Genomic DNA, 25,461 nt, shown 5'->3' with positions numbered 1-25,461 from the left:
GGCATGGACGTGCTCGCCACCGCCGGTCACGTCGACCACGGCAAGTCGGCGCTGGTGCGCGCGCTCACCGGCATGGAACCCGACCGGTGGGCCGAGGAGCGCCGTCGCGGACTCACCATCGACCTCGGCTTCGCCTGGACGACGCTGCCCTCGGGGCGTCGCCTCGCGATCGTCGACGTCCCCGGGCACGAACGCTTCGTCGGCAACATGCTCGCCGGGGTCGGCCCGGTCCCCGCGGCGCTGCTGGTCGTCGCCGCGGACGACGGCTGGTCGGCGCAGACCGCCGAGCACGTGGCCGGCCTCGACGCGCTCGGCGTCCGGCACGCGCTGCTCGCCGTCACGAAGGCCGATCTCGCCGATCCCGCCCCGGTGCTGGCCGACGTGCGGGAGCGGCTGGCGGGGACGTCGATGGCGGGGATCCCCGGCGTCGCCGTGAGCGCGCTGACCGGAGCGGGCATGCCCGAGCTGACCACCGCCCTGGAGACGTTGCTCGACGGGCTGCCGGCCGCCGATCCGACCGCTCCGGTGCGGCTCTGGGTCGACCGGGCGTTCACCATCCGCGGCGCCGGGACGGTCGTCACGGGCACGCTCGCCGGCGGCTCGGTGGCGGCGGGGGACCGGTTGCTGCTCGGCGGGCGGGAGGTGACCGTGCGCGGCGTGCAGTCGCTCGGGGCACCGGTCGATCGCGCGACCGCCCCCGCCCGGGTGGCGCTGAACCTGCGCGGGGTCGCCGCCCTGGACCTCTCCCGCGGCGACGCGCTGCTGACCCCCGCGGCGTTCCGGTTCACCGAGCTGGTCGACGTCACGCTCGCCCGCGACCCGGAGGGGCGGCTCCCGGCCGAGCCCGTGGTGCACGTGGGGTCGGCGACGGTCGGGGCACGGTCGCGCCCGCTCGGGGGCGCCGTCGTGCGGCTGCGGCTGGCCACGCCGCTGCCCCTGCGCGTCGGGGACCGGCTGCTGCTCCGCGACCCGGGCGCCCGGCGGGTGGTCGGCGCCGACGTGCTCGACGTGGACCCGCCCGAGCTGCGCCGCCGGGGAGCCGCGCGGCAGCGGGCCGCGGACCTGACGACCCGGCCCGGCGCCGCCGCCGACCTCGCCCGCCGTCGGGTGGTGCGCGCCGACGAGTTCGCCGCCATGGGCTGGCCGGTGCCCGAGGACGCCGACCGGGTGGGCCCGTGGCTGCTCGCCGCCGGGCTGGTCGACGAGCTGGCCGCGCGGGTGCCCGACCTCGTCGCGGCCCACCGGCAGGCCCATCCGCTGGAGCCCGGTCCGCCGGTCGACGTCGTCCGCCGGGCCCTCGACCTGCCGGACGCCGAACTGCTCGCTGCCGTCGTGCGGCCGCCGCTCGCGCTGCGCGAGGGGCGCGTCGTGGTGGCCGCCGCGGCGCTCCCCGAGCCGGTGCAGCGGGCCGTCGACGGCGTGCTGGCCCGCCTGGCCGCGGACCCGTTCGCCGCCCCCGAGGCACCCGACCTGGCCGCGGCCGGGCTGGGCCCGCGCGAGCTCGCCGCGGCGGTGCGCAGCGGTCAGCTGCTCCGCATCGCCGACGGCGTGGTGCTCGCGCCGGGTGTCGAGGACCACGCCCGGGCGCGGCTGGCGGGGATCCCGGAGCCGTTCACGCTCAGCCAGGCGCGGCAGGCGTGGGGGACCAGCCGCCGGGTCGCCGTCCCGCTGATGGAGTGGCTGGACACGCGAGGCGCCACCGTCCGGCTGCCCGACAACACCCGCCGGCTGCGCTGACCGGCTGCTACCGGGGTTGGCCTCGCGCTCCGGCGGTTCTGCAGAATCTCCCGAGCGCGAACACGACCCCTGGAGCGGGTCGAGTCAGTCCCTGCCGGGCACCCAGCGGGCGGGGCGCTTCTCCCGGAACGCGGCGATGCCCTCCTGTCCCTCCTCGCTGGCGAAGTAGCGGGCGGAGAGCTCCAGCAGCGAGTCGAAGTGCAGGGCCGGCGTCCGCACCCGCAGCAGCCGCTTGGTCTCGGCCAGCGCGGCGGGGGCGCCCGCGGTCAGGTGCACCAGCTGCGCGCGGACCTCGCCGTCGACGTCGGCCTCGGGGACGACGAGGTCGACCAGCCCGCCGGCCGCGGCCACCTCGGCGTCGAACACCTGCCCGGTGAGCATCAGCCGGTGGGCCACGTGCGGCACCATCCGCGGCAGCACGACCGCCGAGATCACCGCCGGCACGATCCCCAGCCGGACCTCGGAGAACGCGAACGTGGCCGACGTCGCGGCCACGACGACGTCGCAGGCGGCGAGCAGGCCGACCCCGCCGGCGCGCGCCGGACCCCGGACGACGGCGATCACCGGCTTGGGCGAGGACCAGATGGCCTCGAGCAGCTCGGGGAACTCGCGCACCCCCTGGTCCTGCGCACCGCCCCCGGCGGCCTCGGAGAGGTCCATGCCGGAGCAGAACACCCGGCCGGTGTGGTCGAGCACGACGGCTCGCACCGCGTCGTCGGCGATGGCCTCGAGCAGGGCGTCGCGCAGCTGGGCCCGCATCGCGCGGGACAGGGCGTTGCGGTTGGCGGGGGAGTCGAGGGTCAGCGTGGCGACGCCGGTCGCGACGGAGACCTGCAGCACACGGTCGGAGTCCACGCCCCGCATCCTGCCGGGCGCTGGCGCCCGCAGCACATCCCGGGGCCGAGGCACACTGGGAGCAGATGAACACCGTCCTGCCCCTCGTAGAACCCGCGGCGCGGTCGCTCGAACTGCCCGACAGCGCCCGCGAGGGCCTGGCGACGACGCCGTTCGGGCTCTACGTCCACGTCCCGTTCTGCGCCACCCGCTGCGGCTACTGCGACTTCAACACCTACACCTCCGACGAGCTGGGCCCCGGGGCCAACCGCGCCGAGTACGCCGGGACGGCGATCGCCGAGCTGCAGCGGGCCGCCCGCGTGCTCGGGCCCGACCTGCCGACCGTCTCGACGGTCTTCGTCGGCGGCGGCACCCCCACACTCCTGCCGGCCGCCGACCTCGCCGCCGTCCTCGCCGAGACCCGGCGGCTGTTCCCCGTCGCCGACGACGTCGAGGTGACCACCGAGGCCAACCCCGAGACGGTCGACCGCGGCTACCTGACGCAGCTGCTCGAGGCCGGCTTCACGCGGGTGAGCCTGGGCATGCAGTCCGCCGCCGAGCACGTGCTCGCGGTGCTCGACCGCCGGCACACCCCGGGCCGCGCCGTCGAGGCCGCGCACGAGGCCCGCGCCGCCGGGTTCGAGCACGTCAACCTCGACCTGATCTACGGCACGCCGGGGGAGTCCGACGCCGACTGGGCCGCCTCGCTCGACGCCGTCCTCGCCTCGCCCGTCGACCACGTCAGCGCCTACGCGCTGATCGTCGAGGAGGGCACCCGCCTGGCCCGGCGGATCGCCCGCGGCGAGCTGCCGATGCCCGACGACGACGTCCTCGCCGACCGTTACGAGCAGGCCGACGCCACCCTGCGCGGGGCCGGCTTCGACTGGTACGAGGTCTCCAACTGGGCGACGAGCGACTCCGCCCGGTGCCGGCACAACGAGCTGTACTGGGCCAACGCCAACTGGTGGGGGATCGGCCCGGGCGCGCACAGCCACATCGGCGGGCTGCGCTGGTGGAACGTCAAGCACCCGGCGGCCTACGCCGACCGGCTGGCCGCCGGGCAGAGCCCGCACCAGGACGCCGAACTGCTCGACGACGCCGACCGCGCCCTGGAGGCCGTGATGCTCGGCCTGCGGCTGCGCGAAGGCCTGCCCCTGGCGCACCTCTCGGAGGCCGGCCGACGCCGCGCCGACGACGCCGTCGCCCGGGGCCTGCTCGACCCGGCGGCGCACGCCGCGGGTCGCGCCGTCCTCACCGACGGCGGCCGGTTGCTCGCCGACGCCCTGGTCCGCGAGCTGACCGACTGAAAGGGACCGGCCGGCCGACAGAATGACCGCGTGACGCGACCCGGCGCGAGTGCCCCGGCCGACGGGCTCTGGCGCGCCCTCCCGGGCCTGCACCGGTTGCGGCGGTACGAGCGCGCCTGGCTGCGGCCCGACGTCCTCGCCGGGATCGCCGTCGCCGCCTACCTGATCCCGCAGGTGATGGCCTACGCCGACGTCGCGGGCCTGCCCCCGGTGGTGGGGCTCTGGGCGATCGGTGCGGCGCTGATCACCTACGCCGTGTTCGGCTCGTCGCGGCAGCTGTCGGTGGGGCCGGAGTCGACGACCGCGCTGATGACCGCCGTCGTCGTCGCCCCGCTCGCGGCCGGCGACCCGGGCCGGTACGCCGCGCTGGCCGCCGCGCTGGCCCTCGTCGTCGGCGGGCTGTGCCTGCTCGCCCGGGCGGCCCGGCTGGGCTTCCTCGCCGACCTGCTGTCCAAGCCCGTCCTCGTCGGGTACATGGCGGGCATCGCCGTGCTCATGATCGTGAGCCAGCTGGAGACGGTCACCGGCATCCCGGTGACGGGGGACGGCGTCCTCGCCGAGCTCGCGTCGTTCGTCGGCGGCCTGGACCGGCTGCACCCGGCGACCACGCTGCTCGCCGCAGGCGTGCTGGCCCTGCTGCTCGTCGTCCAGTGGCGCTTCCCCCGGGCCCCGGCGCCGCTCATCGGCATCGTGCTGGCGTCGGCGGCCGTGGCCGCGTTCTCGCTCGCCGATCAGGGGGTCGAGCTCGTCGGGGACATCGCCGGGCGGCTGCCGGCGGTCGCCCTGCCCGCGGTGGGGCTCGCCGACGTCGCCGACCTGGTGGGCCCGGCGCTGGGCGTGATGATCGTCGGGTACGTGGACAACGTGCTGACCGCGCGGGCCTTCGCCGCTCGCAACGGGTACCGCATCGACGCCAACCAGGAGCTGCTGGCCCTCGGGATGTCGAACCTCGCCACCGGCGTCACCCAGGGCTTCCCGGTGAGCAGCAGCGGCAGCCGCACCGTCGTCGGGGACGCGCTCGGCAGCCGGAGCCAGCTGCACTCGCTCGTCGCGCTGGCGTCGGTGGTCATGGCCCTGCTGCTCCTGCGCCCGGTGCTCGAGGCGTTCCCTACCGCGGCGCTGGGGGCGATCGTCGTCTACGCCGCGCTGCGGCTGATCGACCTCGTCGAGTTCCGGCGGTTCGCGTCCTTCCGGCGCAGCGAGCTGCTCCTCGCCGTCGCCACCCTGGCCTCGGTCCTGGTCCTCGGCGTCCTCGCCGGAGTGCTGGTGGCGGTCGGGCTGTCGATCGCCGAGCTGCTCCGGCGGGTGGCCCGCCCGCACGACGGCATCCTCGGCTTCGTGCCCGGGACGGCCGGCATGCACGACGTCGACGACTACCCCGAGGCGCGGCGGATCCCCGGGCTGGTCGTCTACCGCTACGACTCGCCGCTGTTCTTCGCCAACGCCGAGGACTTCCGGACGCGGGCGCTCGCCGCGGTCGAGTCCGCCCCGACGCCGACGCAGTGGTTCGTGCTCAACGCCGAGTCCAACGTCGAGGTCGATCTCACCGCGCTGGACGCCGTGGAGGAGGTGCGCGCCGAGCTCACCCGGCGCGGCGTGGTGTTCGCGATGGCACGGGTCAAGCAGGACATGCTCGTGGCGCTGGAGGCCGCGGGGCTGGTCGACCGGGTGGGCGGCGACCGCATCTACCCGACCCTGCCGACCGCCGTCGAGGCCTACGTCGCCTGGCACACCGAGCGGCACGGGCGGCCGCCCGAGGGGTGACCCGGGGGCGGCCCTTCCCCGGGGCCGTCCGGCCGGGCATGCTCGCTGCGAGATCGCCGAGCACAGGGGACGACATGCGACGGTTCGACGTGCTGCGCCAGATCGAGCGGCTCGACCCCGACCGCGACTTCGTCGAGATCTACCGGCTGATGGCCACGCGCGAGTTCCCCTGGGACATCAACCAGGCGCTGAGCTTCGCGCTGTTCCGCACCTACGCCGTCCCGAGCATCGGTGGCCTCCTGGCGCGCACCGGCGAGCTCACCGAGCGCACCCAGAAGCGCTACGACGACACGGTCCTGATCCTCGACGCCGTCCTGGAGCACGGGCCGGACAGCCCGCAGGGCCGGTCGGCGATCCGCCGCATGAACCAGATGCACCGCAGCTACGACATCAGCAACGACGACCTCCGCTACGTCCTGGCCACGTTCGTCGTGACGCCGATCCGCTGGATCGACGAGTTCGGCTGGCGGCCGATGAGCGAGATCGAGCGGGTGGCCGGCGCCAACTACTACCGGGCCGTGGGCCGGCGGATGGGCATCCGCGACGTCCCGGAGACCTGGCAGGGCTTCTCCCGGCTGCTCGACGCCTACGAGCACGAGCACTTCGGGTTCGACGCCGGGGCGCGGTCGGTCGCCGAGGCCACCCTGGCCCTGCTCGCCACGTTCCCGCCGTTCCACCGGCTGCCGCCCCGCCTCGTCCGGCCCGTGTCGCTGGCCACCATGGACGTGCCGCTGCTGTCGGCGTTCCGGTTCCCGCATCCGCACCCGGTCCTGCGTGCGCTCGTGCGCGGCGGTCTGAAGGTCCGTGGCCGCGTCGTCCGGTTCCTCCCGCCGCGCCGGCAGCCGTTCTTCGGGCGCATGCTCCCGCAGCTCCGCAGCCACCCCGACGGCTACGACGTCGAGACCCTGGGCACGTTCCCGCCCGGCTGCCCGGTTCCGCACGCGCGCCTCCCGGCGGCGTCCGCGACGGCGTGACGTGTTCACCCGTTAGGGCGGGGCGCACGTCACACTTCGTGGGCTATGGTGCCCGTTCCGGCAACGACGCCGGGTCGGATTCGTGGGGGTGGTCAGCGGTGGGCGTGTGCACGTTCCAGCCGGCTGCAGGATCCCCACCCGGCCTCAGTCCCCGCGGCGACCATCCCTCGATGGCGCTCTCCGGCGGGATGTTGCTGGCCCTGGCGATGAACCGCCGCGCTCGTGGCCTCCGCGGACTCGACGTACTCCGCCGCAGCCAGGATCGAGCGCCGCCGCAGTTCTGACTCCCGCACCCGGAGTCCCTGCCAGCCCCTCTTTCCTGACGCGACACCGCACCCGGTGACCGCGTCTTCCTGCTTTGCTCCAAGAGGAGATCTCAATGTCTGCCAGCCTCGACACCTCGTCCGCCGTTCCCTCGACCTCGGACCGCTTCCGTGCCCTGCTGGAGACCCAGCGCGCCGAGTACGTCCGGGAGCGCGAGGAGGCGCTCGCCGAGTGCGCCCAGTCGGTGCCCGACCCGGTCGCGCAGCGCCGCGTCGCCGACCTCAAGGACACGATCGCCGAGGTGGACGCCGCGCTCGCCCGGATCGACGCCGGCACCTACGGCACGTGCGCGCGGTGCGGCACGGCCATCCCCGAGGAGCGGCTCGAGCTGCGGCCCTTCGCGGCCACCTGCGTCGCCTGCAGCAGCGCGCACTGACGGCGCCGGGGGAGTGATCTCGATGCTTTCCCGACGCCGACGAACCGCCACCCCCGCCCCGACCCGCGCGCCCCGGCGCGTGGCCGTCGTGGGCGGCGGGATGGTGGGGCTGGCCACCGCCTGGTTCCTCCAGGAGAGCGGTGCCCAGGTCACCGTCTACGAGCGTGGCACGGTCGCCGCCGGTGCCTCGTGGGGCAGCGCCGGCTGGCTGACTCCGGGCCTGGCCGCGCCGCTGCCGGAGCCGGCCGTGCTGCGGTACGGCTTGCGGGCGGTGCTCAGCTCGCGGTCGCCGGTCTACCTGCCGCTGCGGGCCGACGCCGAACTGCTGCGGTTCCTCGCCTCGTTCGTGCGGCACAGCACGCCGGGGCAATGGCGCCGCGGGATGGCCGCCTACGTGCCCCTCAACGAGCGAGCACTGGACGCCTTCGACGTCCTGGCCGCCGCCGGCGTGAGCGCCCCGACGCACCGCGCCGAGCCGTTCCTCGCCTGCTACCGCGACGAGCGCGAGCGCCACGGGCTGGTCGAGGAGCTGCGCGCGATCCGGGCCGCGGGCCAGCGGGACGTCGTGTTCGGGGAGCTCACCGGCGACCAGGCGCGGGCGCTGGACCCCGTGCTCACCGCCGAGGTGGGCGCTGCCGTGCAGGTCTACGGCCAGCGCTACCTGCACCCGCCCGAGTACGTGCGCTCGCTGGCGCAGGCGGTCACCGCGCAGGGCGGGGTCGTCCGCGAGGGGGTGGGCGTCACCGACATCCGGGACGACGGCGACGAGGTGGTGCTCGGGACCGACGACGGGCCGCAGCGGCACGACGCCGTCGTCGTCGCCACGGGGGCGTGGCTGGGAGCCCTGGCCCGCAGGTTCGGCGTCCGCCAGGTGGTGCAGGCCGGCCGCGGCTACAGCTTCAGCGTCCCGGTCGAGCAGATGCCGTCGGGCCCGCTCTACTTCCCCGCGCAGCGGGTCGCCTGCACACCCCTGGGCAGCCGGCTGCGGATCGCCGGGATGATGGAGTTCCGGCGCCCGGAGGAGCCCCTGGACCCTCGGCGCATCGCGGCGATCACCGACGCCGTCCGGCCGTTCCTCACCGGCGTCGATCTCGACGACCGGCAGAACGAGTGGGTCGGCTCGCGCCCGTGCACCGGCGACGGGCTGCCCCTGCTCGGCCGCACGAGGTCGCCGCGGGTGTTCGTCGCCGGCGGGCACGGCATGTGGGGCATCGCGCTGGGCCCGGTCACGGGGATGCTGATGGCCCAGACCGTGCTCAAGGGCGAGGCGCCGCCGGAGCTGCGTCCCTTCGACCCGCTCCGGTAGGGGTCGCCGATCGGCGCATGACAGATGTCAGCCGCGACCGGCGACGTCTCGCACTACACGGCCGCAGCCCCGGTCGACAGGCTGGGGCCGTGACCAGTTCCCCCGCGCTCGGCGTCTCCGGCCTGACCGTTCGCTACGGCGACACGACCGCCGTCGACTCCCTCGACCTGTCGATCCCCGCCGGCCAGACCGTGGCCCTCCTGGGCCCGAACGGGGCCGGGAAGTCCACCGTGGTCAACGCCGTGCTCGGCCTCGTCCCGACCGCCGCCGGCACCGTCGAGGTGCTCGGCGGGCGGCCGCGCGACGCCGTCCGGGCCGGCGCGGTCGGCGCGATGCTGCAGCACGGCGGCCTGCCGAGCGAGGCGCGGGTCGGCGAGGTGCTCGATCTGGTGCGGCGCAGCTTCCCGGCCCCCTGGCCCCTCGAGGACCTGGTGGCCACTGCCGGCATCGAGGGACTGCTGGCCCGGCCGGTGGAGGCCCTGTCCGGCGGGCAGCGCCAGCGCGTCCTGCTCGCCGTCGCCCTGGCCGGGGCACCCCCGTTGCTGCTGCTCGACGAGCCCACGTCGGCCATGGACGTGGAGGGGCGTCGGTCGTTCTGGACGACGATGCGCGGGTTGGCCGCTCGTGGTCACACCATCGTCTTCGCGACCCACCACCTCGACGAGGCCGACGCCGTCGCCGACCGGGTGGTCGTCATCGCCGACGGCCGCCTCGTGGCCGACGGCTCGGCCGCCCAGATCAAGACCGGCACCGCGGCCCGCACCATCTCGTTCACCGCGGCCGACGACGACCCGCTCGACGTCCTGCCCGGCGTCACCGCGCTGGACCGGCGCGGCGACACCGTCACGCTGACCACCGGCGATCCGGAGACCACCCTGCGGGCCCTGCTCGTCGAGGGGCGGCGGCTGCCCGACCTCGAGGTCCGCGGGGCCAGTCTCGAAGACGCCGTCCTCTCCCTCACCCGACCGATCGGAGCCGACCGATGACCCCGCTGTTCGCCTTCCAGCTGCGCCGGGTCGCGCGCAACCGGCAGTTCCTCTTCTTCACCGTCCTGCTGCCCGCGCTCTTCACGGTCTTCTTCACGAAGATCTTCGGTGGCCAGGTCGGCAGCTCCGCGGAGTACCAGTCGTACGCCGCCGGCTCCATGGTCTCGATGATGGCCTACGGCAGCATCGGCGCGGCTCTGGGCGCGACCATCCGCATCTCCTTCGACCGGGCGTCGGGCTGGCTGCGCCAGCTGCGGGTGACGCCGGTGCCGCAGACCCAGATCGTCGGCGTCGACATCGCGGTCGGGGCCCTCCTGACCGTGCCCAGCCTCGTGGTCGTCGCCCTGGTGGGCCGGTTCGTCAACGGGGTCCAACTCGGCCTGGGCGCCTGGCTGGGGCTGGTCGCGGTGCTGTGGGCCGGCTCGGTCGCGTTCGTGGCGCTCGGCCTGCTGCTGGGCCTCTCCCTCGACGAGAAGGCCGCCGGCGGGGCGATGGGCCTGGTGAGCGTCGTCCTCGCCATGCTGGGCGGCCTCTGGGTGCCGGTCGAGATCTTCCCCGAGTCGATGCAGGTGCTCGCCCGGTTCCTGCCCTCCTACTGGTACGCCCAGCTGGGCCGCGACGTCGCGGCCGGGTCGGCCCCGGCCGTGATGGCGGTCCTGGCGCTGGTCGGCTTCACCGCCGGATTCGCTGCTCTGGCAGTCCTCGTGGCCCGGCGGCGCCCGCTCTACGCGGTGGCCGGCTGAGCAGGGTTAGCGTCGCGGCCATGCACCCGCCGAACCGGTGGCAGCTACTGGGGTGGGGGTTGCCCTGGATGCTGTTCCTCGCCTTCCCGGTGGCCGATCTGTTCTCGACGCCGAGACCGGCGCTGACCCGCGCGGTCGCGCTGACGGCGCTGCTGCTGTTCACCGCCGCCTATCTCGCGCTGTTCAGCGACGCGTTCACCCCTCGCGCCACCCGGCGGTTCCGGCGCGAGTTCCTCGTGGTCGTCGTCCTCGGGATCACGCTCGCCGTCTGGTTCGGCCCGGCCTGGTCGGGACTGCTCATCTACGTGGCGGCCGCCGCGGCTGCGAGCCTGCCCGATCGGTGGGTGTGGCCGGTGGTCGTCGGCGCAGCCGTCGTCTGCGGCGCCGTCGTCGCGGCCCATGGGCTGCTCGGCGATCTGCTGTTCCTTCCGGCCATCTGCCTGCTCACGGCGTTCGCGCTGCGCGGCACCCTCCGTCTCGTGTCGGTCAACGCCGAGCTCGCCGAGGCCCGGGACGAACTCGCACGGAGCGCGGTCGCCGAGGAACGGATGCGCTTCGCCCGCGACCTGCACGACCTGCTGGGGCACAGCCTGTCGCTGATCGCCCTGAAGAGCGAGCTCGCGGGCCGGCTGGTCGAACGGGACCCGGCGCGGGCACGCGCCGAGATCGCCGACGTCGAACAGGCGGCCCGGCAGGCCCTCGCGGAGGTCCGCGACGCCGTGAGCGGCTACCGCACCGTGAGCCTGGCCCAGGCGCTCGCCGAGGCGCGCTCCGCGCTCTCCGCGGCGGGGATCGCGCTGCACGCGCCGACCCCGGCGGCCGAGCTCCCGGGAGCCGTCGACGCCGTCCTCGGCTGGGTGGTGCGCGAGGCGACGACCAATGTGCTGCGCCACAGCGCCGCGCGGTCCGTGACCGTCGACCTCCGGTCGGGGGGCGACGAGATCGTGCTCGCCGTCACCGACGACGGTCGGGGGACGACGGCGTCGCGCGGCACCGGCCTGGCCGGACTGGCGGAGCGGGTCGAGGCGCTCGGCGGGCGGCTCGACACCGGCCCTGCCCGGAGCGGGGGCTTCCGACTCGCCGCCGCGCTGCCCGCGGCCGCCGACCGGGTGGCCCCGCGATGATCCGCGTGCTCATCGCCGAGGACCAGACCCTCGTCCGGGGCGCCCTGCGTGCGCTGCTCGAGCTCGAGGACGACCTCACCGTCGTCGCCGAGGTCGGCCGCGGCGACGAGGTCGTGCCGGCCGCCCTGGAACACCGCCCCGATGTGGCGCTGCTGGACATCGAGATGCCCGGTGGCGACGGCATCGAGGCCGCGCGGGCCCTCGCGTCGGCCGTGCCCGGGTGCCGCGCGGTCATCCTCACCACCTTCGGCCGCCCGGGATTCCTCCGCCGCGCGATGGAGGTGGGCGCGGCCGGCTTCCTGGTCAAGGACGCGCCCGTCGCCGAGCTGGCGCGCGCCATCAGAGCGGTGATGGCCGGTGAACGCGTCATCGACCGGGACCTGGCGGCGGCCGCGCTGGCGCTGGGCGCGACCCCGCTGTCGGCGCGGGAGGCCGACGTCCTGCGGGCGTCCGCGGACGGTGCCACCGTCGCCGGGATCGCGGGCAAGCTCTTCCTGTCCGAGGGGACGGTGCGCAACTACCTGTCGTCGGCCATCGGCAAGACCGGTGCGCGAACGCGCGTCGAGGCCGCGCGGGTGGCCGAGGAAAAAGGCTGGCTCTAGATGCGGCGCGGGTTGGGCACCGGGGGCTGCGCCGGGATCGCCGCGGTGTTCGGGCCGGACGGCGTCTGCACGGGCGTGAGCGCGTCGAGGTCGAGGACGCGAACGTGGATGACGTTGCGCTGCTGCAGCGCCGCCCGCAGCGCCCGGTGCAGGCCGTCCTCGAGGTACAGCTCGCCGTGCCACTGGACGGCGTGCGGGAAGAGGTCGCCGTAGAAGGTGGAGTCCTCGGCGAGCAGCGCGTCGAGCGCCAGCTCCTTCTTCGTCGTCACCAGCGTGTCCATGCGCACCTGGCGCGGCGGGATCATCGCCCAGTCCCGGGTGGACAGACCGTGGTCGGGATAGGGGCGGCCGTCACGTACCGCTTTGAAGATCAGGGAACGACCTCCGCTCTCTACCCCGACGGGGCGCCGACCGGTCCCACCCTATCCGGCAGGAGCCGGGGCCGCCGCGAGTCCGCCGGGGGTGAGAGCGTTCGCGAGCCGCGCGACGGCGGAGCCCGCCGGACGTATGCTGGACTGGCACTCGGTACCTGCGAGTGCCAGATTTCCGCCGAGTGCGGGGTCCAGTGCCCTCACCGCGCCGCACGGCGCGACGACCGGTACGGGGAGGTGTCACCGTGGCGCACGACGAACGCCGCCTGGAGGTTCTCCGGGCGATCGTCCAGGACTACGTCTCGACCAACGACCCGGTGGGCAGCAAGGCCCTGGCCGAGCGGCACGACCTGGGGGTCTCGCCGGCGACGATCCGCAACGACATGGCCGTGCTCGAGGAGCAGGGCTACATCACCCAGCCGCACACCAGCGCCGGGCGGGTGCCCACCGACAAGGGCTACCGCCTGTTCGTCGACCGGCTGTCGGCGGTCAAGCCGCTGTCGATGGCCGAGCGCCGCGCGATCGAGCGGTTCCTCGACGGCGCCGTCGACCTCCACGACGTCCTGTCGCGCACCGTCCGGCTGCTCGCGCAGCTCACCCGCCAGGTCGCCGTCGTCCAGTACCCGACGCTCTCGCGCAGCGCCGTCCGGCACCTGGAGGTCGTGCAGCTCGCCGCCGCCCGGCTGATGCTGGTGCTGATCACCGACACGGGCCGGGTCGAGCAGCGCATCGTCGACACCCCCGTCGACATCGACGCCGACGCCGTGGCCGAGCTGCGCACCCTGCTGAACGCCGCCTTCGTCGGGGTGAAGCTCACCGACGCCGGCGACAAGGTGCCCGACCTGCTGGAGACCGCGCCCCCGCACCTGCGCGGCCTGATCGCCACGGTCAGCTCGACCCTGCTGGAGACGCTGGTCGAGCCCAGCGAGGACCGGCTGGTGATCGGTGGCACCGCCAACCTGGCGCGGGGCGGCGCGCTCGACTTCCCCGGCACGGTCCGGCCGTTGCTGGAGGCGTTGGAAGAACAAGTCGTCGTCCTGCGCTTGATGGGTCAGGTGGACGCGAGCACCGTGCTCGTCCGGATCGGTGAGGAGAACGCCCACGAGGCGCTCACCGGTGCCTCGTTCGTATCGGTGGGCTACGGCTCGCCGGACCGGGCGCTGGGCGGCCTCGGGGTCGTCGGACCCACCCGCATGGACTACCCGGGCAACATGGCCGCGGTTCGCGCCGTGGCCCGCTACGTCGGCCACCTCCTGGCCGAGAGCTGAGGCTGAGACATCTCGATGGCAACGGACTACTTCGGCGTGCTGGGCCTGACCCGCGGCGCGAGCGACAGCGAGATCAAGCGCGCCTACCGGCGGCTGGCCCGCGACCTGCACCCCGACGTCAACCCCGACCCGGAGGCGAAGGAACGCTTCCAGGAGGTCACCCGCGCCTACGAGGCGCTGACCGACCCGGAGAAGCGCCGCATCGTCGACCTCGGCGGTGACCCGTTCGACACCGGCGGCGGGGGAGCGGGCGGGTTCGGGGCCGGTGGCTTCGGCGGGCTCGGCGACATCATGGACGCCTTCTTCGGCGGCGCCGCCGCCCGCGGCCCGCGCAGCCGCACCCGCGCCGGCCGGGACGCGCTGATCCCCGTCGAGCTCGAGCTCGACGAGACGGTCTTCGGCACCACCAAGGAGATCACCGTCGACACCGCCGTGCTGTGCAGCACCTGCACCGGCGCCGGCACCGCGCCGGGCACGCACGCGGCCACCTGCACCACCTGCTCGGGCCGCGGCGAGGTGCAGAGCGTCCAGCGCGGCTTCCTCGGCCAGGTCGTGTCCAGCCGCACCTGCCCCAGCTGCGGCGGCACCGGCCAGGTCATCCCCGAGCCCTGCCCCGAGTGCGCCGGCGACGGCCGCGTGCGGGCCCGCCGCACGATCTCGGTCAAGGTGCCCGCCGGTGTCGAGGACGGGATGCGCATCCGGCTCTCCGGCCAGGGCGAGGTCGGCCCCGGCGGTGGCCCGGCCGGCGACCTCTACGTCGAGGTCCACGAGCGGCCGCACCCGGTGTTCACCCGCGACGGGGAGGACCTGCACTGCCGGGTCACCCTGCCGATGACCGCCGCGGCGCTGGGCACGACGCTGAGCCTGAAGACCCTGGACGGCGAGGAGGACCTCGACATCCGGGCCGGCACCCAGTCCGGCAGCGTGATCACCCTGCGGGCGCACGGCGCCCCGCGGCTGCGCGCCACCGGCCGGGGGAACCTGCTCGTGCACGTCGAGGTCGCGACGCCGACCCGCCTGGACGCCGAGCAGGAGAAGCTGCTGCGCGAGCTGGCCGCGCTGCGCGGCGAGGACCAGCCGGAGTCGCACCGGGAGGCCCAGGGTGGGCTGTTCTCCCGCGTCCGCGACGCGTTCAACGGGCGCTGACCGGTGACCGAGACCGGGGCCCCCGAGCTGGACGGCGCACCGCTGTTCCTGCTCGACGAGCTGCCCGAGAGCGAGGAACTGCTGGTCGACGGCGCCGAGGGGCGGCACGCCGTCGAGGTGCTGCGGCTCGAACCCGGCGAGAACGTGCTGGTCGGCGACGGCCGGGGCGCGGTGGCCGAGGGGGCCGTGCTCAGTGCCGGCCACGACGGGCTGCGGGTCGCCGTCCACCACCGCTACGAGGTGCCCGCGCCGGCACCGGAGTTCCTGCTGGTCCAGGCCCTGCCCAAGGGCGACCGGGGGCCGCTGGCGGTCGACCTCGCCACGGAACTGGGCGTCGACCGGATCGTGCCCTGGACCGCGGCGCGCTGCGTGACCCGCTGGCGGGACGACCGGGTCGCCAAGGGCGTGGCCAAGTGGCGCGCGGCGGCCCGGGCGGCCAGCAAGCAGTCGCGCCGGCCGCGGCTGCCCGAGGTGACCGAGCCGATGACCACCCGCGAGGTGTGCGGCCTGCTGGCCGACGTCGACCTCGCGCTGGTGCTGCACGAGCAGGCCCGCCGCCCGATGGCGGAGCTGACCATCCCGACGAGCGGCACGGTGGCCGTCGTCGTCGGCCCCGAGGGCGGGCTCACCGACGGCGAGGTCGTGGCGTTCCGTGCCGCGGGGGCGCACGCCGTCCGGCTCGGCCCGGAGGTGCTCCGGACCTCGACCGCGGGCGCCGCCGCCCTGGCCGCCCTCTCCATGCGCACCCGCTGGGCCTGACCGCGACAGGTCGGCGACCCACCTCTCGCCCGGGTCAGCGGGGTAGCTGCAGGCGGGTGACGACTCCGTAGTGGTCCGACGCCCACAGCGGTGCGGGGGACGCGCGGAACGGCGTCGCCCCCGTCCGCGCCGCCCGGTCGGCCGGCCACGCCCCCGTGGTCAGGATCAGGTCGATGCGGCTGGTGGCCGCCGGCACGGGATCGTCGAGCAGCTCCGACTGGCAGCAGGTCAGCCCGGGATCGCCCGGGCGGGCCGTCGTCCAGGCGTCGGTCAGCGCACCGGTCAGCAGCCCGTACGTGGGGGTGGTCGAACCGTCGGCGGCTGAGTTGAAGTCGCCCAGCGCCACGACCGGGAAGGGGCTCTGCGCGACGAGGCCGAGGAATTCGAGGCCCTGGGCCTGCTGCGCGAGCGCCGCTGGGAACGGTGCGCCGACCTCGAGGTGGGTGTCGAAGATCCGCACCGTGCGGCGGGCGTCGTGCCGGTAGTCGATCGACGCCCAGCCGCGGGTGAAGGTCACCGGACCGGCTGCCGTCGGCAGGCTCAGCTGGACGTCGTAGTGCCCGTCCTGCGGGTTGACGAACTTCCGCGCCAGCGGGGCGCGCACCAGGATCACGTCCCGGTCGGTCAGCCGGACGTCGGTCGTCTGGGTCGGCGACAGGGCGTTGGCCCGGGGCGCCTCGACGTCGGCGTTCACCGAGGTCGAGACGGCCACGTAGGACTGGCCGCGTTCGCCCAGTTCCGCCAGCAGGATCGCGAGGAAGTCGTACACGACGTCCTCGGCATTCGGATCGGTCTCGCCCAGGACGATGTCTCCCACGGGCTGCTCGCGCCAGAGACTGACCTCCTGCAGGCCGATCACGTCCGGCCGGGTCGCCCGGACCTCGGCGGCCAGCGCCTCCGCCCGGGCCGGGAAATCGGTGGCGACGACGTTGTTCCAGGTCTGCCCGACCGCGGCGACGAACGCGCCCTGGTCCGGCGCCGTCACCAGGGCGTCCAGCCCCGACCCCAGGTAGAGGTTCCGGGTCATCACCGTGAGCGCGGGGCCGCCGCCGGCCCCCTGCGCGGCCCCGGCGGGCACCAGCAGGGTGGCGAGCGCGACGACGACGGCGAGCAGCAGCTGCCGGGTTCTGGCGAGGGCCCGGGGCTGGGTCATGACGGCTCCCTTCGAGGATTGCGCAGCGTAGGGCTGCCACTGCCGGAAGGGAACGCCTGCGCGAGCGGCGGCCGGGGCGCACGATGGCCGCGCCGGTCCTAGGGTCGGAGCCCGTGAGCGACTGCCTGTTCTGCCGCATGGTCGCCGGGGAGATCCCGGCCGACGTCGTCCACTCCACCGATCGCGTCTTCGCGTTCCGCGACATCAACCCGCAGGCCCCGACGCACGTGCTGGTCATCCCCAAGGACCACCACCGCACCGTCGGCGCGCTGGCGGCCGCGGACCCGGCGCTGCTGGCCGAGGTGATCTCCGCCGCGCAGGACGTGGCGCGTCAGGAGGGGCTGGTGGCCGGCGACGGCGAGGAGCCCGGCTTCCGGCTCGTCACGAACACCGGACCGCAGGCCGGCCAGACCGTGCACCACGTCCACCTGCACGTGCTGGGCGGCCGGCACATGAACTGGCCCCCCGGCTGAGCGGCACCGGGACCGGCCGTCCTGCGGCCACCGACAGCGGGCGTGACAGGGTGGGGCGCATGACCGATCTCGCCCCCGTGCGGCTCGAGCGGGACGGCGACGTCGCCGTCGTCGTCCTGGACAACCCGCCGCTGAACCTGTTCACGCCGGCCGTGTTCAGCGAGCTGGAGAACGTCGCCGCCGAACTCGTGGCGCTCACCGACCCGGCCGACGCGGGTCGGGCCCGGGCCGTGCTGTTCGAGGCTCGGGGCAAGGTCGTGTCCGGCGGCGTCGACGTGACCTTCTTCCGGGACATCGCCGAGGGGCCGGCCCCGGTGCGCCAGGGCGCGGACCTCTGGACCCGGCTGCTCCGGGTGGCCCAGACCATCGAGGACCTACCGGTGCCGACCGTCTTCGCCGCGCACGGGCTCACCCTCACCGCCGCGTTCGAGCTGGCGCTCTGCTGCGACATCCTGCTGGCCGCCGAGCGGGCGAGCTTCGGCCTGGTGGAGGTCGTCGTCGGGCTGACCCCGTCGATGGGCGGGCCGCAGCGGCTGGCCGAGCGGGCCGGCCCGGCCCGCGCCAAGGAGCTGATCTACACCGGCGAGCGCTATCCCGCCGCCGTCCTGGAGCGGTGGGACGTCGTCAACCGGGTGCTCCCGGATGACGGCTTCGCCGACGCCGCCCGGCAGTACGCCCACCGCGTCGCGGCCGGCCCGACCGTGGCGCACGCCGCCACGAAGCGGCTGGTCACCACGGCGGTCCGGGAGGGGTCCCGGGCCGCCGACGCCCTGGTGCCCGACGTCTCCGGCGCGCTGTTCGGCACCGACGACCTGCGCGGCGCCGTCGCCTCGTTCCTGGCCGACGGCCCGGGGAAGGCGACCTACACGGGCCGGTGACCGGGTGCCCCGATGGGGTCGAACCGGGATCCGGGGTCGCCCACGCGGGTAGACTGGCCTGGTCCGCATCTTCTTCCGCAGGAAGGCAGGGTCGAGGGTTCTTGCCCGACACCTCCCCAGGCGTCCCCGAACCGACCGTCCACGCGTCCCGTGACGCCTCGGCGCAAGCCGCCGCTGCGGACAGCGCCCGAGCCGGTTCCCCCGCCCCCACTCCCGCCGCCGTGCGGACCACGATCACCGTCCCCGACAGCGTTCCGATGGTCGGTCTGCTCGGCTCGGGCGACGAGCTGCTCCGGCTGGTCGAGGCGGAGGTCGCCGCCGACGTGCACGTGCGCGGCAACGAGATCGCGATCACCGGCCTGCCGGCCGACAACGCCTTCGCCGTCGGCGTCTTCGACGAGCTCATCGCGCTGCTCGGCACGCGGCAGGAGCTGCGGCCCGACTCGGTGCGCCGGGTGATCGCCATGCTCAGGAGCGGCGACTCCGAGCGGCCGGCCGACGTGCTCAGCCTCGACATCATCAGCCGCCGTGGGCGCACGATCCGGCCCAAGACGCTGAACCAGAAGCGCTACGTCGACGCGATCGACGCCAACACGATCGTGTTCGGCATCGGTCCCGCCGGTACCGGCAAGACCTACCTGGCCATGGCGAAGGCCGTGCAGGCGCTGCAGACCAAGCAGGTCAACCGGATCATCCTGACCCGCCCGGCCGTCGAGGCGGGGGAGCGGCTGGGTTTCCTGCCCGGCTCCCTCTCGGAGAAGATCGACCCGTACCTGCGGCCGCTCTACGACGCACTGCACGACATGGTCGACCCGGAGTCGATCCCGCGTCTCATGGCGGCGGGGACCATCGAGGTCGCGCCCCTCGGGTACATGCGCGGCCGCTCGCTCAATGACGCGTTCGTGATCCTCGACGAGGCGCAGAACACCACGGCCGAGCAGATGAAGATGTTCCTCACCCGCCTCGGTTTCGGGTCGAAGTTCGTGGTCACGGGAGACATCACCCAGGTCGACCTGCCCGGCGGCGCGCAGAGCGGTCTGCGGATCGTGCGCGAGATCCTCGACGGCATCGACGACGTGCACTTCTCGCAGCTCACCAGCGCCGACGTCGTCCGGCACCGCCTGGTGGGCGACATCGTCGACGCCTACGAGCGCTGGGACGCCACCCGGCAGCCCGCCCCCGCCCGCCCGGCGTCCGGTCCGCCGGTGCGCTCGAACCGCCCGCGCCGGCAGGGGAGCTGAGCGACGTGCCCGTCGAGGTCGCCAACGAGTCCGAGATCGCGGTCGACGAGGCCGAACTGGCCGGCGTCTGTCGGTTCGTGCTCGGCGAGATGAAGGTCAACCCGATGGCGGAGCTGTCGGTGCTGTGCGTCGACGTCGAGTACATGAGCAGCCTGCACGAGCGCTGGATGGGCGAGAAGGGCCCGACCGACGTGCTCGCCTTCCCCATGGACGAGCTCGACACCGCCCGCCCCGACGACCCCGACCCCGGGCCGGCGCTGCTCGGCGACGTCGTCCTGTGCCCGGCCGTCGCCGTCCGGCAGGCCCGTGCCGCCGGCCACTCCATGGACGACGAACTCGTGCTGCTGGCCACCCACGGCGTGCTGCACCTCCTCGGCTACGACCACATGGAGCCCGACGAGGAGAAGGAGATGTTCGGTCTCCAGCAGAAGCTCATCGAGGGCTGGCGCGCCGCGCCGCGCGAGCCGGTGACCGGCGCCCCCGTGGTCAAGGAGCCCCGCACCCCATGAGCCGTCCCCGATGAGCGGCGGTGCGGTCACCCTGCTGGTGATCGCGATCTGCCTCATCCCGTTCGCGGGCGTCTTCGGCGCGATGGACGCCGCCCTGCAGCGGGTGTCCAAGGCGCGCGTGGAGGAGCTCCGTCGCGACGGCGTGAAGCGGGCCCGCGCGCTGGAGGAGGTCCTGGCCGAGCGGGCGCGGCACGTGGCGCTGCTGCTCCTGCTGCGGATCGTCTGCGAGACCCTGGCCGCGGTGCTGCTCACCGTCGTGCTCTACGGCATCTGGGGGAGCGGCTGGCAGACCGTGCTCACCGCCGCCGGCGTGATGATCGTGGTCAGCTACGTGCTGGTGGGCGTGGGGCCGCGCACCCTGGGCCGCCAGCACGCCTACGGCGTGGCCCTGGCGACGGCGGGGATCGTGCGGCTGCTCGGCCGGGTGCTCGGCCCGATCGCCACCCTGCTGATCCTGGTCGGCAACGCGATCACCCCCGGGCGCGGTTTCCGCGACGGGCCGTTCTCCTCCGAGGTCGAGCTCCGCGAGCTGGTCGACATGGCCGAGGAGCGCGGCGTGGTGGAGTCCGGCGAGCGCAACATGATCCACTCGGTGTTCGAGCTCGGCGACACCATCGCGCGCGAGGTCATGGTCCCGCGGACCGACGTCGTCTGGATAGAGCGCACCAAGACCGTGCGCCAGGCACTGGCGCTCGCGCTGCGCAGCGGGTTCAGCCGGATCCCGGTCATCGGCGAGAACGTCGACGACGTCGTGGGCGTCGTCTACCTCAAGGACCTCGTCCGCCGGTCGCAGGGCAACCACGACCAGCGCAACGGCCCCCGGGTCGAGGAGCTGATGCGCACGCCGACGTTCGTGCCGGAGTCCAAGCCGGTCGACGAGCTGCTGCGCGACATGCAGGCCGCCCGCATCCACATCGCGATCGTGGTCGACGAGTACGGCGGGTTCGCCGGCCTGGTCACCATCGAGGACATCCTCGAGGAGATCGTCGGCGAGATCGCCGACGAGCACGACCAGTTCCAGCGGCCGCCGGTCGAGGAGCTGCCCGACGGCTCGATGCGGGTCACCGCCCGCCTGCCCGTGCAGGACCTCGCCGAGCTGTTCGCCGTCGAGCTCCCCGAGGACGACGACGTCGAGACCGTGGGCGGCCTGCTGGCCCGCGAGCTCGGGCGGGTGCCGATCGAGGGCGCCGCGGCCGAGGTCGGCGGCCTGCGGCTGGTCGCCGAGAGCACCGGGGGCCGGCGCAACCGGATCGACACCCTGCTGGTCTGCCGGGTGGCGGCGGAGGAGCCGCACGCGGTCGACGAGCGGGACCGGTCGGATGCCACCAGCGCCGACGTGCCGGCACCCGTGGAAGGCTGAAGAAGGACCCTCCTGCCCCCCACCGCTCGCCCGCTCGCGGCGGGTCCCTGCAGGAGGGCCGCCCCCGATCGGCAAGGATTGCTCTGTGCCCGACCTGGACCCGGAAGACGCCAAGCTCGTCACCCTCGCGCGCTCGTCCCGTGGCCGCACCGGCGCGCCCGAGGGGGCGGCCGTCCGCGACACCGACGGACGCACCTACCTCGCAGCGACGGTCGACCTCCCCTCGCTGAAGCTCACGGCGCTGCAGGCTGCGGTGGCCGCCGCCGTCTCCAGCGGGGTCGAGGGTCTCGAGGCCGCCGCCGTCGTCTCGGCGTCCGACGCCGTCGAGCAGGAGGGCTTGGCGGCCGTCCGCGACCTCGCGCCGTCCGCGCCGGTGCACCTGGCCGGCCCCGACGGGAGCCTGCGCACCACCGTCTGAGACCGGCGAGATCGGCGATCTCGTGCACTTTGAGGCCCCAAGACGCGCGAGATCGGCGATCTCGACGGGACGGGGTCAGCGGTGGTACTTCGCCCGGGCGGCGGCGCTGATCTCCTCCTCGTGGGCCAGGAAGTGGTCGCGCCGGGCCAGCGCATCGCGGACGTAGCTCGCTACAGCCGCTGCATCGACCGTGGCCCCGCGTGGGAAGTCCCAGGTCATCAGCGTCGACGTGCCCGGCCGCAACACGTGCAGCGGGTCGTCGAGCAGCACGCCCCACAGGAACCGCAGGTTGACGGCGTCCTTCGTGACACTGAGCGCGGCCACCCAGTACCGCCACCGGCCGTCGAGGGTGTACGTCGGCATCCGGTACTTGATGGCCATCTCGAGCTCGGGAGCGCCGGTGCGGACGGCGGCGTCGAGCGCGCGCAGCGTCCCCGCCGCGGCGTCGTCGACGCCGGACAGGTACTCCTCGAGCGCGGCCCCGGGCACGAGCGGGAGGCTAGCGGCGCGCCGCCGTCGCGAGCGGGTGCCCGAGCGCCTCGGCGAAGGCCGCGGGATCGCGCACCCAGCGGGTGAACGCCTGCCCGGCCGTGCCGTCGTCGCTCCGGTAGCGGACGGCGACCCGCGAGCGGCCGGGCAGCCAGCCGCCGCGGCGCGCGGCCCGGGGCCAGTCGGGCGGGGGGTCGCCCGCGCGCACCTCCTGCACGAGCACGAGCGGGACGATCGCGGCCGGGTTGGTGCGGGCGGCCGGGACGTCGGCGGACAGCCCGTGCTCGGACACGGTCAGCCGGCCGATGTTGAGCACGAGGACGAGCAGCCCGGCCCCCAGGGCCAGCGGCGCCTCGTCGACGACGGCGGTCCAGCCGCCGGCCCACCCGAAGACGCCCAGCCACACGGCGACGATGCCGAGCACGACGGCGACCGGGACCGGGCGGGGCGGGTCGTACTGCCAGTAGCGCAGGGGGCCCGGCGTCACGGTGGCCGAGCGCCTCGGGCCGCGGCCGGCGAGGAAGCCGTAGCCGCGCAGCTGCTGCTGGTGCAGCGTGCGTGCCTCGTCCGCCCGCGCCGATCGACCGCGCTCCCGTGCCATGCCCGCGATCATCCCAGCCCGGTGCGCGGTTCCCGTCGGCCCCGGGTGGGAGACTCTTCGCGTGAGCACCCCCGAGCCGGCGCCGCACCGCAGCGGTTTCGTCGCTCTGGTCGGTCGCCCCAACGCCGGCAAGACCACGCTGACCAACGCGCTGGTGGGCGAGAAGGTGGGCATCGTCAGCAACCGCCCGCAGACCACGCGGCACGCCATCCGCGGAGTCGTGCACCGGCCGGGCGGCCAGATCGTGCTCGTCGACACCCCGGGGCTGCACAAGCCCAAGAGCCTGCTCGGCAAGCGGCTCAACGACGTCGTCCGCGACACGCTCTCCGACGTCGACGTGATCGTCTTCTGCATCCCGGCCGACCAGCCCGTCGGCCAGGGTGACCGGTTCATCGCCCGGCAGCTGCGCGAGGTGCGGGCGCCGGTGGTCGTCGTCGTCACCAAGACCGACGCGGCGGGCAAGAAGCAGGTGGCCGAGCAGCTGCTGGCGGCCAGCCAGCTGGTCGAGGCGACCGAGGTGGTGCCGGTCAGCGCGCTCGCCGGGCACCAGGTGGAGCTGCTGGAGGACCTGCTGATCGGGCTGTTGCCCGAGGGGCCGCCGCTGTACCCGGAGGAGCAGACCACCGACGAGGACACCGAGCGGCAGATCGCCGAGCTGATCCGCGAGGCCGCACTGGAGAAGGTGCGCCAGGAGGTGCCGCACTCCCTGGCCGTGACGATCGAGGAGCTCACCCGCCGGCCCGATCCCAGGCGTCAGGGCGGCGAGCTGGTCGAGGTGCACGCGCTGCTGCACGTCGAGCGGGCCAGCCAGAAGCCGATGTTGCTGGGCAAGGGCGGGCAGATCATCAAGGCCATCGGCACCGAGGCGCGCGAGGGCATGGAGACGCTGCTCGGCGCCCGGGTGCACCTGGAGCTGCACGTGACCGTGCTGGGGGAGTGGCAGGACGACCCCAAGAAGCTGAACCGGCTGGGGTACTGAGGCCATGAGCGGCACCCCGAAGGCGCTGTACCGCGACGAGGGCGTCGTGCTGCGCACCCAGAAGCTGGGCGAGGCCGACCGGATCGTCACCGTGCTGACCCGGCGGCACGGCAAGGTGCGGGCGGTCGCGAAGGGCGTGCGGCGCACCAAGAGCAAGTTCGGCGCCCGGCTCGAGCCGTTCAGCCACGTCGACCTGCAGCTCTACACCGGCCGCAACCTCGACATCGTCAGCCAGGCGGAGTCCATCCGTGCCTACGGGCAGGACGTCGTCGACGACTACCCCTCCTACACCGCGGGCACCGCGGTGCTCGAGACCGCCGACCGGCTCACCGCCGAGGAGCGCGAGCCGTCGCTGCGGATGTTCCTGCTCGTGATCGGCGCGCTGCGGGCGCTGGCCGACCGCACCCACCCGGCCGGCCTCGTGCTCGACGCGTTCCTGCTGCGCGCGATGTCGGTCGCCGGCTGGGAACCGGCGCTGGCCGACTGCGCCCGCTGCGCCGAGCCCGGCCCGCACCGGCACTTCTCGGTCCCGGCCGGTGGGTCGGTGTGCCCCGCCTGCCGGCCGACCGGCTCGGCGATGCCCAGCCCGGTCACGATCGAACTGCTCGACGCGCTGCTCACCGGCGACTGGGACCGGGCCGAGGCCAGCCAGGGCACCAACCGGCGGGAGGGCAGCGGGCTCGTGGCGGCGCTGCTGCAGTGGCACCTGGAGCGCGGGTTGCGGTCGCTGGCCCTGGTCGACCGATCGTGAGCGGACAGGGGCGTGAGCATCGCAGCGAGGAACGAGCGAGGAGCGGAGCAACCCGCGGGAGCGAACCGGTGACATGGTGAGGAAGACCGCGCCCCGGCGCGAGGTGAAGGCGCCGAACCCGCACCCCTCGGGTGCCCGCCCGCCGCAGCTCCCGGCGGACAAGATCCCGCGGCACGTCGCGATCGTCATGGACGGCAACGGGCGGTGGGCCAAGCAGCGCGGGCTGCCGCGCACGGCCGGTCACGAGGCGGGGGAGGCCTCGCTCTTCGACTGCGTCGAGGGCGCCATCGAACTCGGCATCGGCGCGATCAGCGCCTACGCCTTCTCCACCGAGAACTGGCGGCGCAGCCCGGAGGAGGTCCGCTTCCTCATGGGCTTCAACCGCGACGTGATCCGCCGGCGCCGCGACGAGATGCACGACCTCGGGGTGCGGGTGCGCTGGGCCGGCCGCCGTCCCCGGTTGTGGCGCAGCGTGATCAAGGAGCTCGAGGTCGCCGAGGAGCTCACCCGCGACAACGACGTCCTCACCCTGACCATGTGCGTGAACTACGGCGGCCGGGCCGAGATCGCCGACGCCGCGGCGGCCATCGGCCGCGAGGTCGCCGCCGGGCGGCTGAACCCCGACACGATCGACGAGCGCACCGTCGCCCGGTTCCTCGACGAGCCCGACATGCCCGACGTCGACCTGTTCGTGCGCAGCTCCGGCGAGAACCGCACCAGCAACTTCCTGCTGTGGCAGTCGGCCTACGCCGAACTGGTCTTCCTCGACACGCTGTGGCCCGACTTCGACCGCCGGCACCTGTGGCAGGCGTGCGAGGAGTACGCCTCGCGGCAGCGGCGCTTCGGCACCGCCTGAAGCCGCTCGGCGCGGTCGTCCGATCACGATCCGGCCGCGCTGCCGAACACTCTCGACGCGCCGCGATGGGACCCGTTGACACGGACACCGCGGGGCCGAAAAAGTGGCTCCTCCCTGTGAGAGGACGGAACA

27 protein-coding genes are annotated in these 25,461 nt (G+C 74.5%); 22 read left to right on the top strand and 5 right to left on the bottom strand.

The window, feature by feature from the left end:
• Nucleotides 1–3 precede the first annotated feature (3 nt).
• On the top strand, nucleotides 4–1,737 hold the full coding sequence (gene selB, locus ABD644_RS07375) for a selenocysteine-specific translation elongation factor (protein ID WP_344688092.1): 1,734 nt from the start codon (nucleotides 4–6) through the stop codon (nucleotides 1,735–1,737).
• Nucleotides 1,738–1,821: 84 nt separating this feature from the next.
• Here the strand turns inward: selB and ABD644_RS07370 are convergent, their stop codons facing one another.
• The gene (locus ABD644_RS07370; protein ID WP_344688090.1) at nucleotides 1,822–2,601 is read right to left on the bottom strand and encodes an enoyl-CoA hydratase-related protein; all 780 of its coding nucleotides are present in this window, start codon (nucleotides 2,599–2,601) and stop codon (nucleotides 1,822–1,824) included.
• A 56-nt stretch (nucleotides 2,602–2,657) separates the two neighbouring features.
• On the opposite strand from ABD644_RS07370, the gene hemW reads away from it, so the two are divergent.
• From hemW to ABD644_RS07325, 9 genes are all read left to right on the top strand, one after another.
• Entirely contained in the window at nucleotides 2,658–3,878 is a 1,221-nt protein-coding gene (hemW, locus tag ABD644_RS07365; RefSeq protein WP_344688089.1) for a radical SAM family heme chaperone HemW, read from the top strand.
• Between the two features lie 30 nt (nucleotides 3,879–3,908).
• Nucleotides 3,909–5,642 (top strand): sulfate permease, encoded by a 1,734-nt coding sequence (sulP, locus tag ABD644_RS07360; protein WP_344688088.1) that lies wholly within the window; start codon nucleotides 3,909–3,911, stop codon nucleotides 5,640–5,642.
• Nucleotides 5,643–5,716: 74 nt separating this feature from the next.
• Complete coding sequence (locus tag ABD644_RS07355) at nucleotides 5,717–6,616, top strand: oxygenase MpaB family protein (RefSeq protein ID WP_344688087.1); 900 nt, start codon at nucleotides 5,717–5,719, stop codon at nucleotides 6,614–6,616.
• A gap of 379 nt (nucleotides 6,617–6,995) precedes the next feature.
• Nucleotides 6,996–7,316 (top strand): TraR/DksA family transcriptional regulator, encoded by a 321-nt coding sequence (locus tag ABD644_RS07350; RefSeq protein ID WP_344688086.1) that lies wholly within the window; start codon nucleotides 6,996–6,998, stop codon nucleotides 7,314–7,316.
• Nucleotides 7,317–7,338: 22 nt separating this feature from the next.
• Entirely contained in the window at nucleotides 7,339–8,622 is a 1,284-nt protein-coding gene (locus ABD644_RS07345; protein ID WP_344688085.1) for an NAD(P)/FAD-dependent oxidoreductase, read from the top strand.
• Nucleotides 8,623–8,711: 89 nt separating this feature from the next.
• The gene (locus ABD644_RS07340; RefSeq protein ID WP_344688084.1) at nucleotides 8,712–9,608 is read left to right on the top strand and encodes an ABC transporter ATP-binding protein; all 897 of its coding nucleotides are present in this window, start codon (nucleotides 8,712–8,714) and stop codon (nucleotides 9,606–9,608) included.
• Nucleotides 9,605–10,351 (top strand): ABC transporter permease, encoded by a 747-nt coding sequence (locus tag ABD644_RS07335; protein WP_344688083.1) that lies wholly within the window; start codon nucleotides 9,605–9,607, stop codon nucleotides 10,349–10,351. The genes ABD644_RS07340 and ABD644_RS07335 overlap by 4 nt, the downstream gene beginning before the upstream one ends.
• A gap of 20 nt (nucleotides 10,352–10,371) precedes the next feature.
• Complete coding sequence (locus tag ABD644_RS07330; RefSeq protein WP_344688082.1) at nucleotides 10,372–11,475, top strand: sensor histidine kinase; 1,104 nt, start codon at nucleotides 10,372–10,374, stop codon at nucleotides 11,473–11,475.
• Nucleotides 11,472–12,077 (top strand): response regulator, encoded by a 606-nt coding sequence (locus tag ABD644_RS07325; protein ID WP_344688081.1) that lies wholly within the window; start codon nucleotides 11,472–11,474, stop codon nucleotides 12,075–12,077. Before ABD644_RS07330 ends, ABD644_RS07325 begins: the two co-directional genes overlap by 4 nt.
• Here the strand turns inward: ABD644_RS07325 and ABD644_RS07320 are convergent.
• A complete protein-coding gene (locus tag ABD644_RS07320) occupies nucleotides 12,074–12,448 on the bottom strand; it encodes a type II toxin-antitoxin system VapB family antitoxin (protein WP_425547414.1) in 375 nt (124 codons plus the stop codon). The two genes, ABD644_RS07325 and ABD644_RS07320, sit on opposite strands and share 4 nt — an antisense overlap.
• A 245-nt stretch (nucleotides 12,449–12,693) precedes the next feature.
• Between ABD644_RS07320 and hrcA the strand changes: the two genes are divergently transcribed.
• From hrcA to ABD644_RS07305, 3 genes are read left to right on the top strand one after another with little or no spacing between them, the layout of a single operon-like run.
• The gene (gene hrcA / locus ABD644_RS07315) at nucleotides 12,694–13,716 is read left to right on the top strand and encodes a heat-inducible transcriptional repressor HrcA (RefSeq protein ID WP_344688080.1); all 1,023 of its coding nucleotides are present in this window, start codon (nucleotides 12,694–12,696) and stop codon (nucleotides 13,714–13,716) included.
• A 15-nt stretch (nucleotides 13,717–13,731) separates the two neighbouring features.
• The gene (gene dnaJ / locus ABD644_RS07310; protein WP_344688078.1) at nucleotides 13,732–14,862 is read left to right on the top strand and encodes a molecular chaperone DnaJ; all 1,131 of its coding nucleotides are present in this window, start codon (nucleotides 13,732–13,734) and stop codon (nucleotides 14,860–14,862) included.
• 3 nt (nucleotides 14,863–14,865) lie between these two features.
• A complete protein-coding gene (locus tag ABD644_RS07305; protein WP_344688077.1) occupies nucleotides 14,866–15,621 on the top strand; it encodes a 16S rRNA (uracil(1498)-N(3))-methyltransferase in 756 nt (251 codons plus the stop codon).
• A 34-nt stretch (nucleotides 15,622–15,655) separates the two neighbouring features.
• Here the strand turns inward: ABD644_RS07305 and ABD644_RS07300 are convergent, their stop codons facing one another.
• Nucleotides 15,656–16,774, bottom strand: a complete 1,119-nt coding sequence (locus tag ABD644_RS07300; RefSeq protein ID WP_344688076.1) for an endonuclease/exonuclease/phosphatase family protein — start codon at nucleotides 16,772–16,774, stop codon at nucleotides 15,656–15,658.
• Nucleotides 16,775–16,887: 113 nt separating this feature from the next.
• Here ABD644_RS07300 and ABD644_RS07295 point away from each other — a divergent pair, with 113 nt between their 5' ends.
• The 6 genes from ABD644_RS07295 (at nucleotide 16,888) to ABD644_RS07270 (ending at nucleotide 21,653) form a co-directional block, all read left to right on the top strand.
• Nucleotides 16,888–17,247 (top strand): histidine triad nucleotide-binding protein, encoded by a 360-nt coding sequence (locus tag ABD644_RS07295; protein WP_344688075.1) that lies wholly within the window; start codon nucleotides 16,888–16,890, stop codon nucleotides 17,245–17,247.
• Between the two features lie 59 nt (nucleotides 17,248–17,306).
• A complete protein-coding gene (locus tag ABD644_RS07290) occupies nucleotides 17,307–18,125 on the top strand; it encodes an enoyl-CoA hydratase/isomerase family protein (RefSeq protein WP_344688074.1) in 819 nt (272 codons plus the stop codon).
• A 221-nt stretch (nucleotides 18,126–18,346) separates the two neighbouring features.
• Nucleotides 18,347–19,366 (top strand): PhoH family protein, encoded by a 1,020-nt coding sequence (locus ABD644_RS07285; protein WP_425547398.1) that lies wholly within the window; start codon nucleotides 18,347–18,349, stop codon nucleotides 19,364–19,366.
• A 5-nt stretch (nucleotides 19,367–19,371) separates the two neighbouring features.
• Entirely contained in the window at nucleotides 19,372–19,875 is a 504-nt protein-coding gene (ybeY, locus tag ABD644_RS07280) for an rRNA maturation RNase YbeY (protein WP_344688073.1), read from the top strand.
• A 10-nt stretch (nucleotides 19,876–19,885) separates the two neighbouring features.
• On the top strand, nucleotides 19,886–21,235 hold the full coding sequence (locus ABD644_RS07275) for a hemolysin family protein (RefSeq protein WP_344688072.1): 1,350 nt from the start codon (nucleotides 19,886–19,888) through the stop codon (nucleotides 21,233–21,235).
• Nucleotides 21,236–21,320: 85 nt separating this feature from the next.
• Nucleotides 21,321–21,653 (top strand): cytidine deaminase, encoded by a 333-nt coding sequence (locus tag ABD644_RS07270; RefSeq protein ID WP_344688070.1) that lies wholly within the window; start codon nucleotides 21,321–21,323, stop codon nucleotides 21,651–21,653.
• Nucleotides 21,654–21,728: 75 nt separating this feature from the next.
• Here the strand turns inward: ABD644_RS07270 and ABD644_RS07265 are convergent, their stop codons facing one another.
• Together ABD644_RS07265 and ABD644_RS07260 are read right to left on the bottom strand one after the other, a co-directional pair.
• Nucleotides 21,729–22,142, bottom strand: coding sequence for a DUF1801 domain-containing protein (locus ABD644_RS07265; protein ID WP_344688069.1), 414 nt, complete (start codon nucleotides 22,140–22,142; stop codon nucleotides 21,729–21,731).
• Between the two features lie 10 nt (nucleotides 22,143–22,152).
• Nucleotides 22,153–22,743 (bottom strand): hypothetical protein, encoded by a 591-nt coding sequence (locus tag ABD644_RS07260; RefSeq protein WP_344688067.1) that lies wholly within the window; start codon nucleotides 22,741–22,743, stop codon nucleotides 22,153–22,155.
• 61 nt (nucleotides 22,744–22,804) lie between these two features.
• On the opposite strand from ABD644_RS07260, the gene era reads away from it, so the two are divergent.
• From era to ABD644_RS07245, 3 genes are all read left to right on the top strand, one after another.
• Nucleotides 22,805–23,722: a GTPase Era gene (era, locus tag ABD644_RS07255; RefSeq protein ID WP_344688066.1), complete on the top strand. Its 918-nt coding sequence runs from the start codon at nucleotides 22,805–22,807 to the stop codon at nucleotides 23,720–23,722.
• 4 nt (nucleotides 23,723–23,726) lie between these two features.
• On the top strand, nucleotides 23,727–24,473 hold the full coding sequence (gene recO / locus ABD644_RS07250) for a DNA repair protein RecO (RefSeq protein ID WP_344688064.1): 747 nt from the start codon (nucleotides 23,727–23,729) through the stop codon (nucleotides 24,471–24,473).
• 73 nt (nucleotides 24,474–24,546) lie between these two features.
• Nucleotides 24,547–25,329, top strand: coding sequence for an isoprenyl transferase (locus ABD644_RS07245; RefSeq protein WP_344688063.1), 783 nt, complete (start codon nucleotides 24,547–24,549; stop codon nucleotides 25,327–25,329).
• The last annotated feature ends 132 nt before the right edge of the window (nucleotides 25,330–25,461 follow it).

It is taken from the genome of Blastococcus jejuensis, assembly GCF_039534705.1.
GTDB lineage: Bacteria > Actinomycetota > Actinomycetes > Mycobacteriales > Geodermatophilaceae > Blastococcus_B > Blastococcus_B jejuensis.
This window is presented reverse-complemented; position numbering and strand designations above follow the sequence as displayed.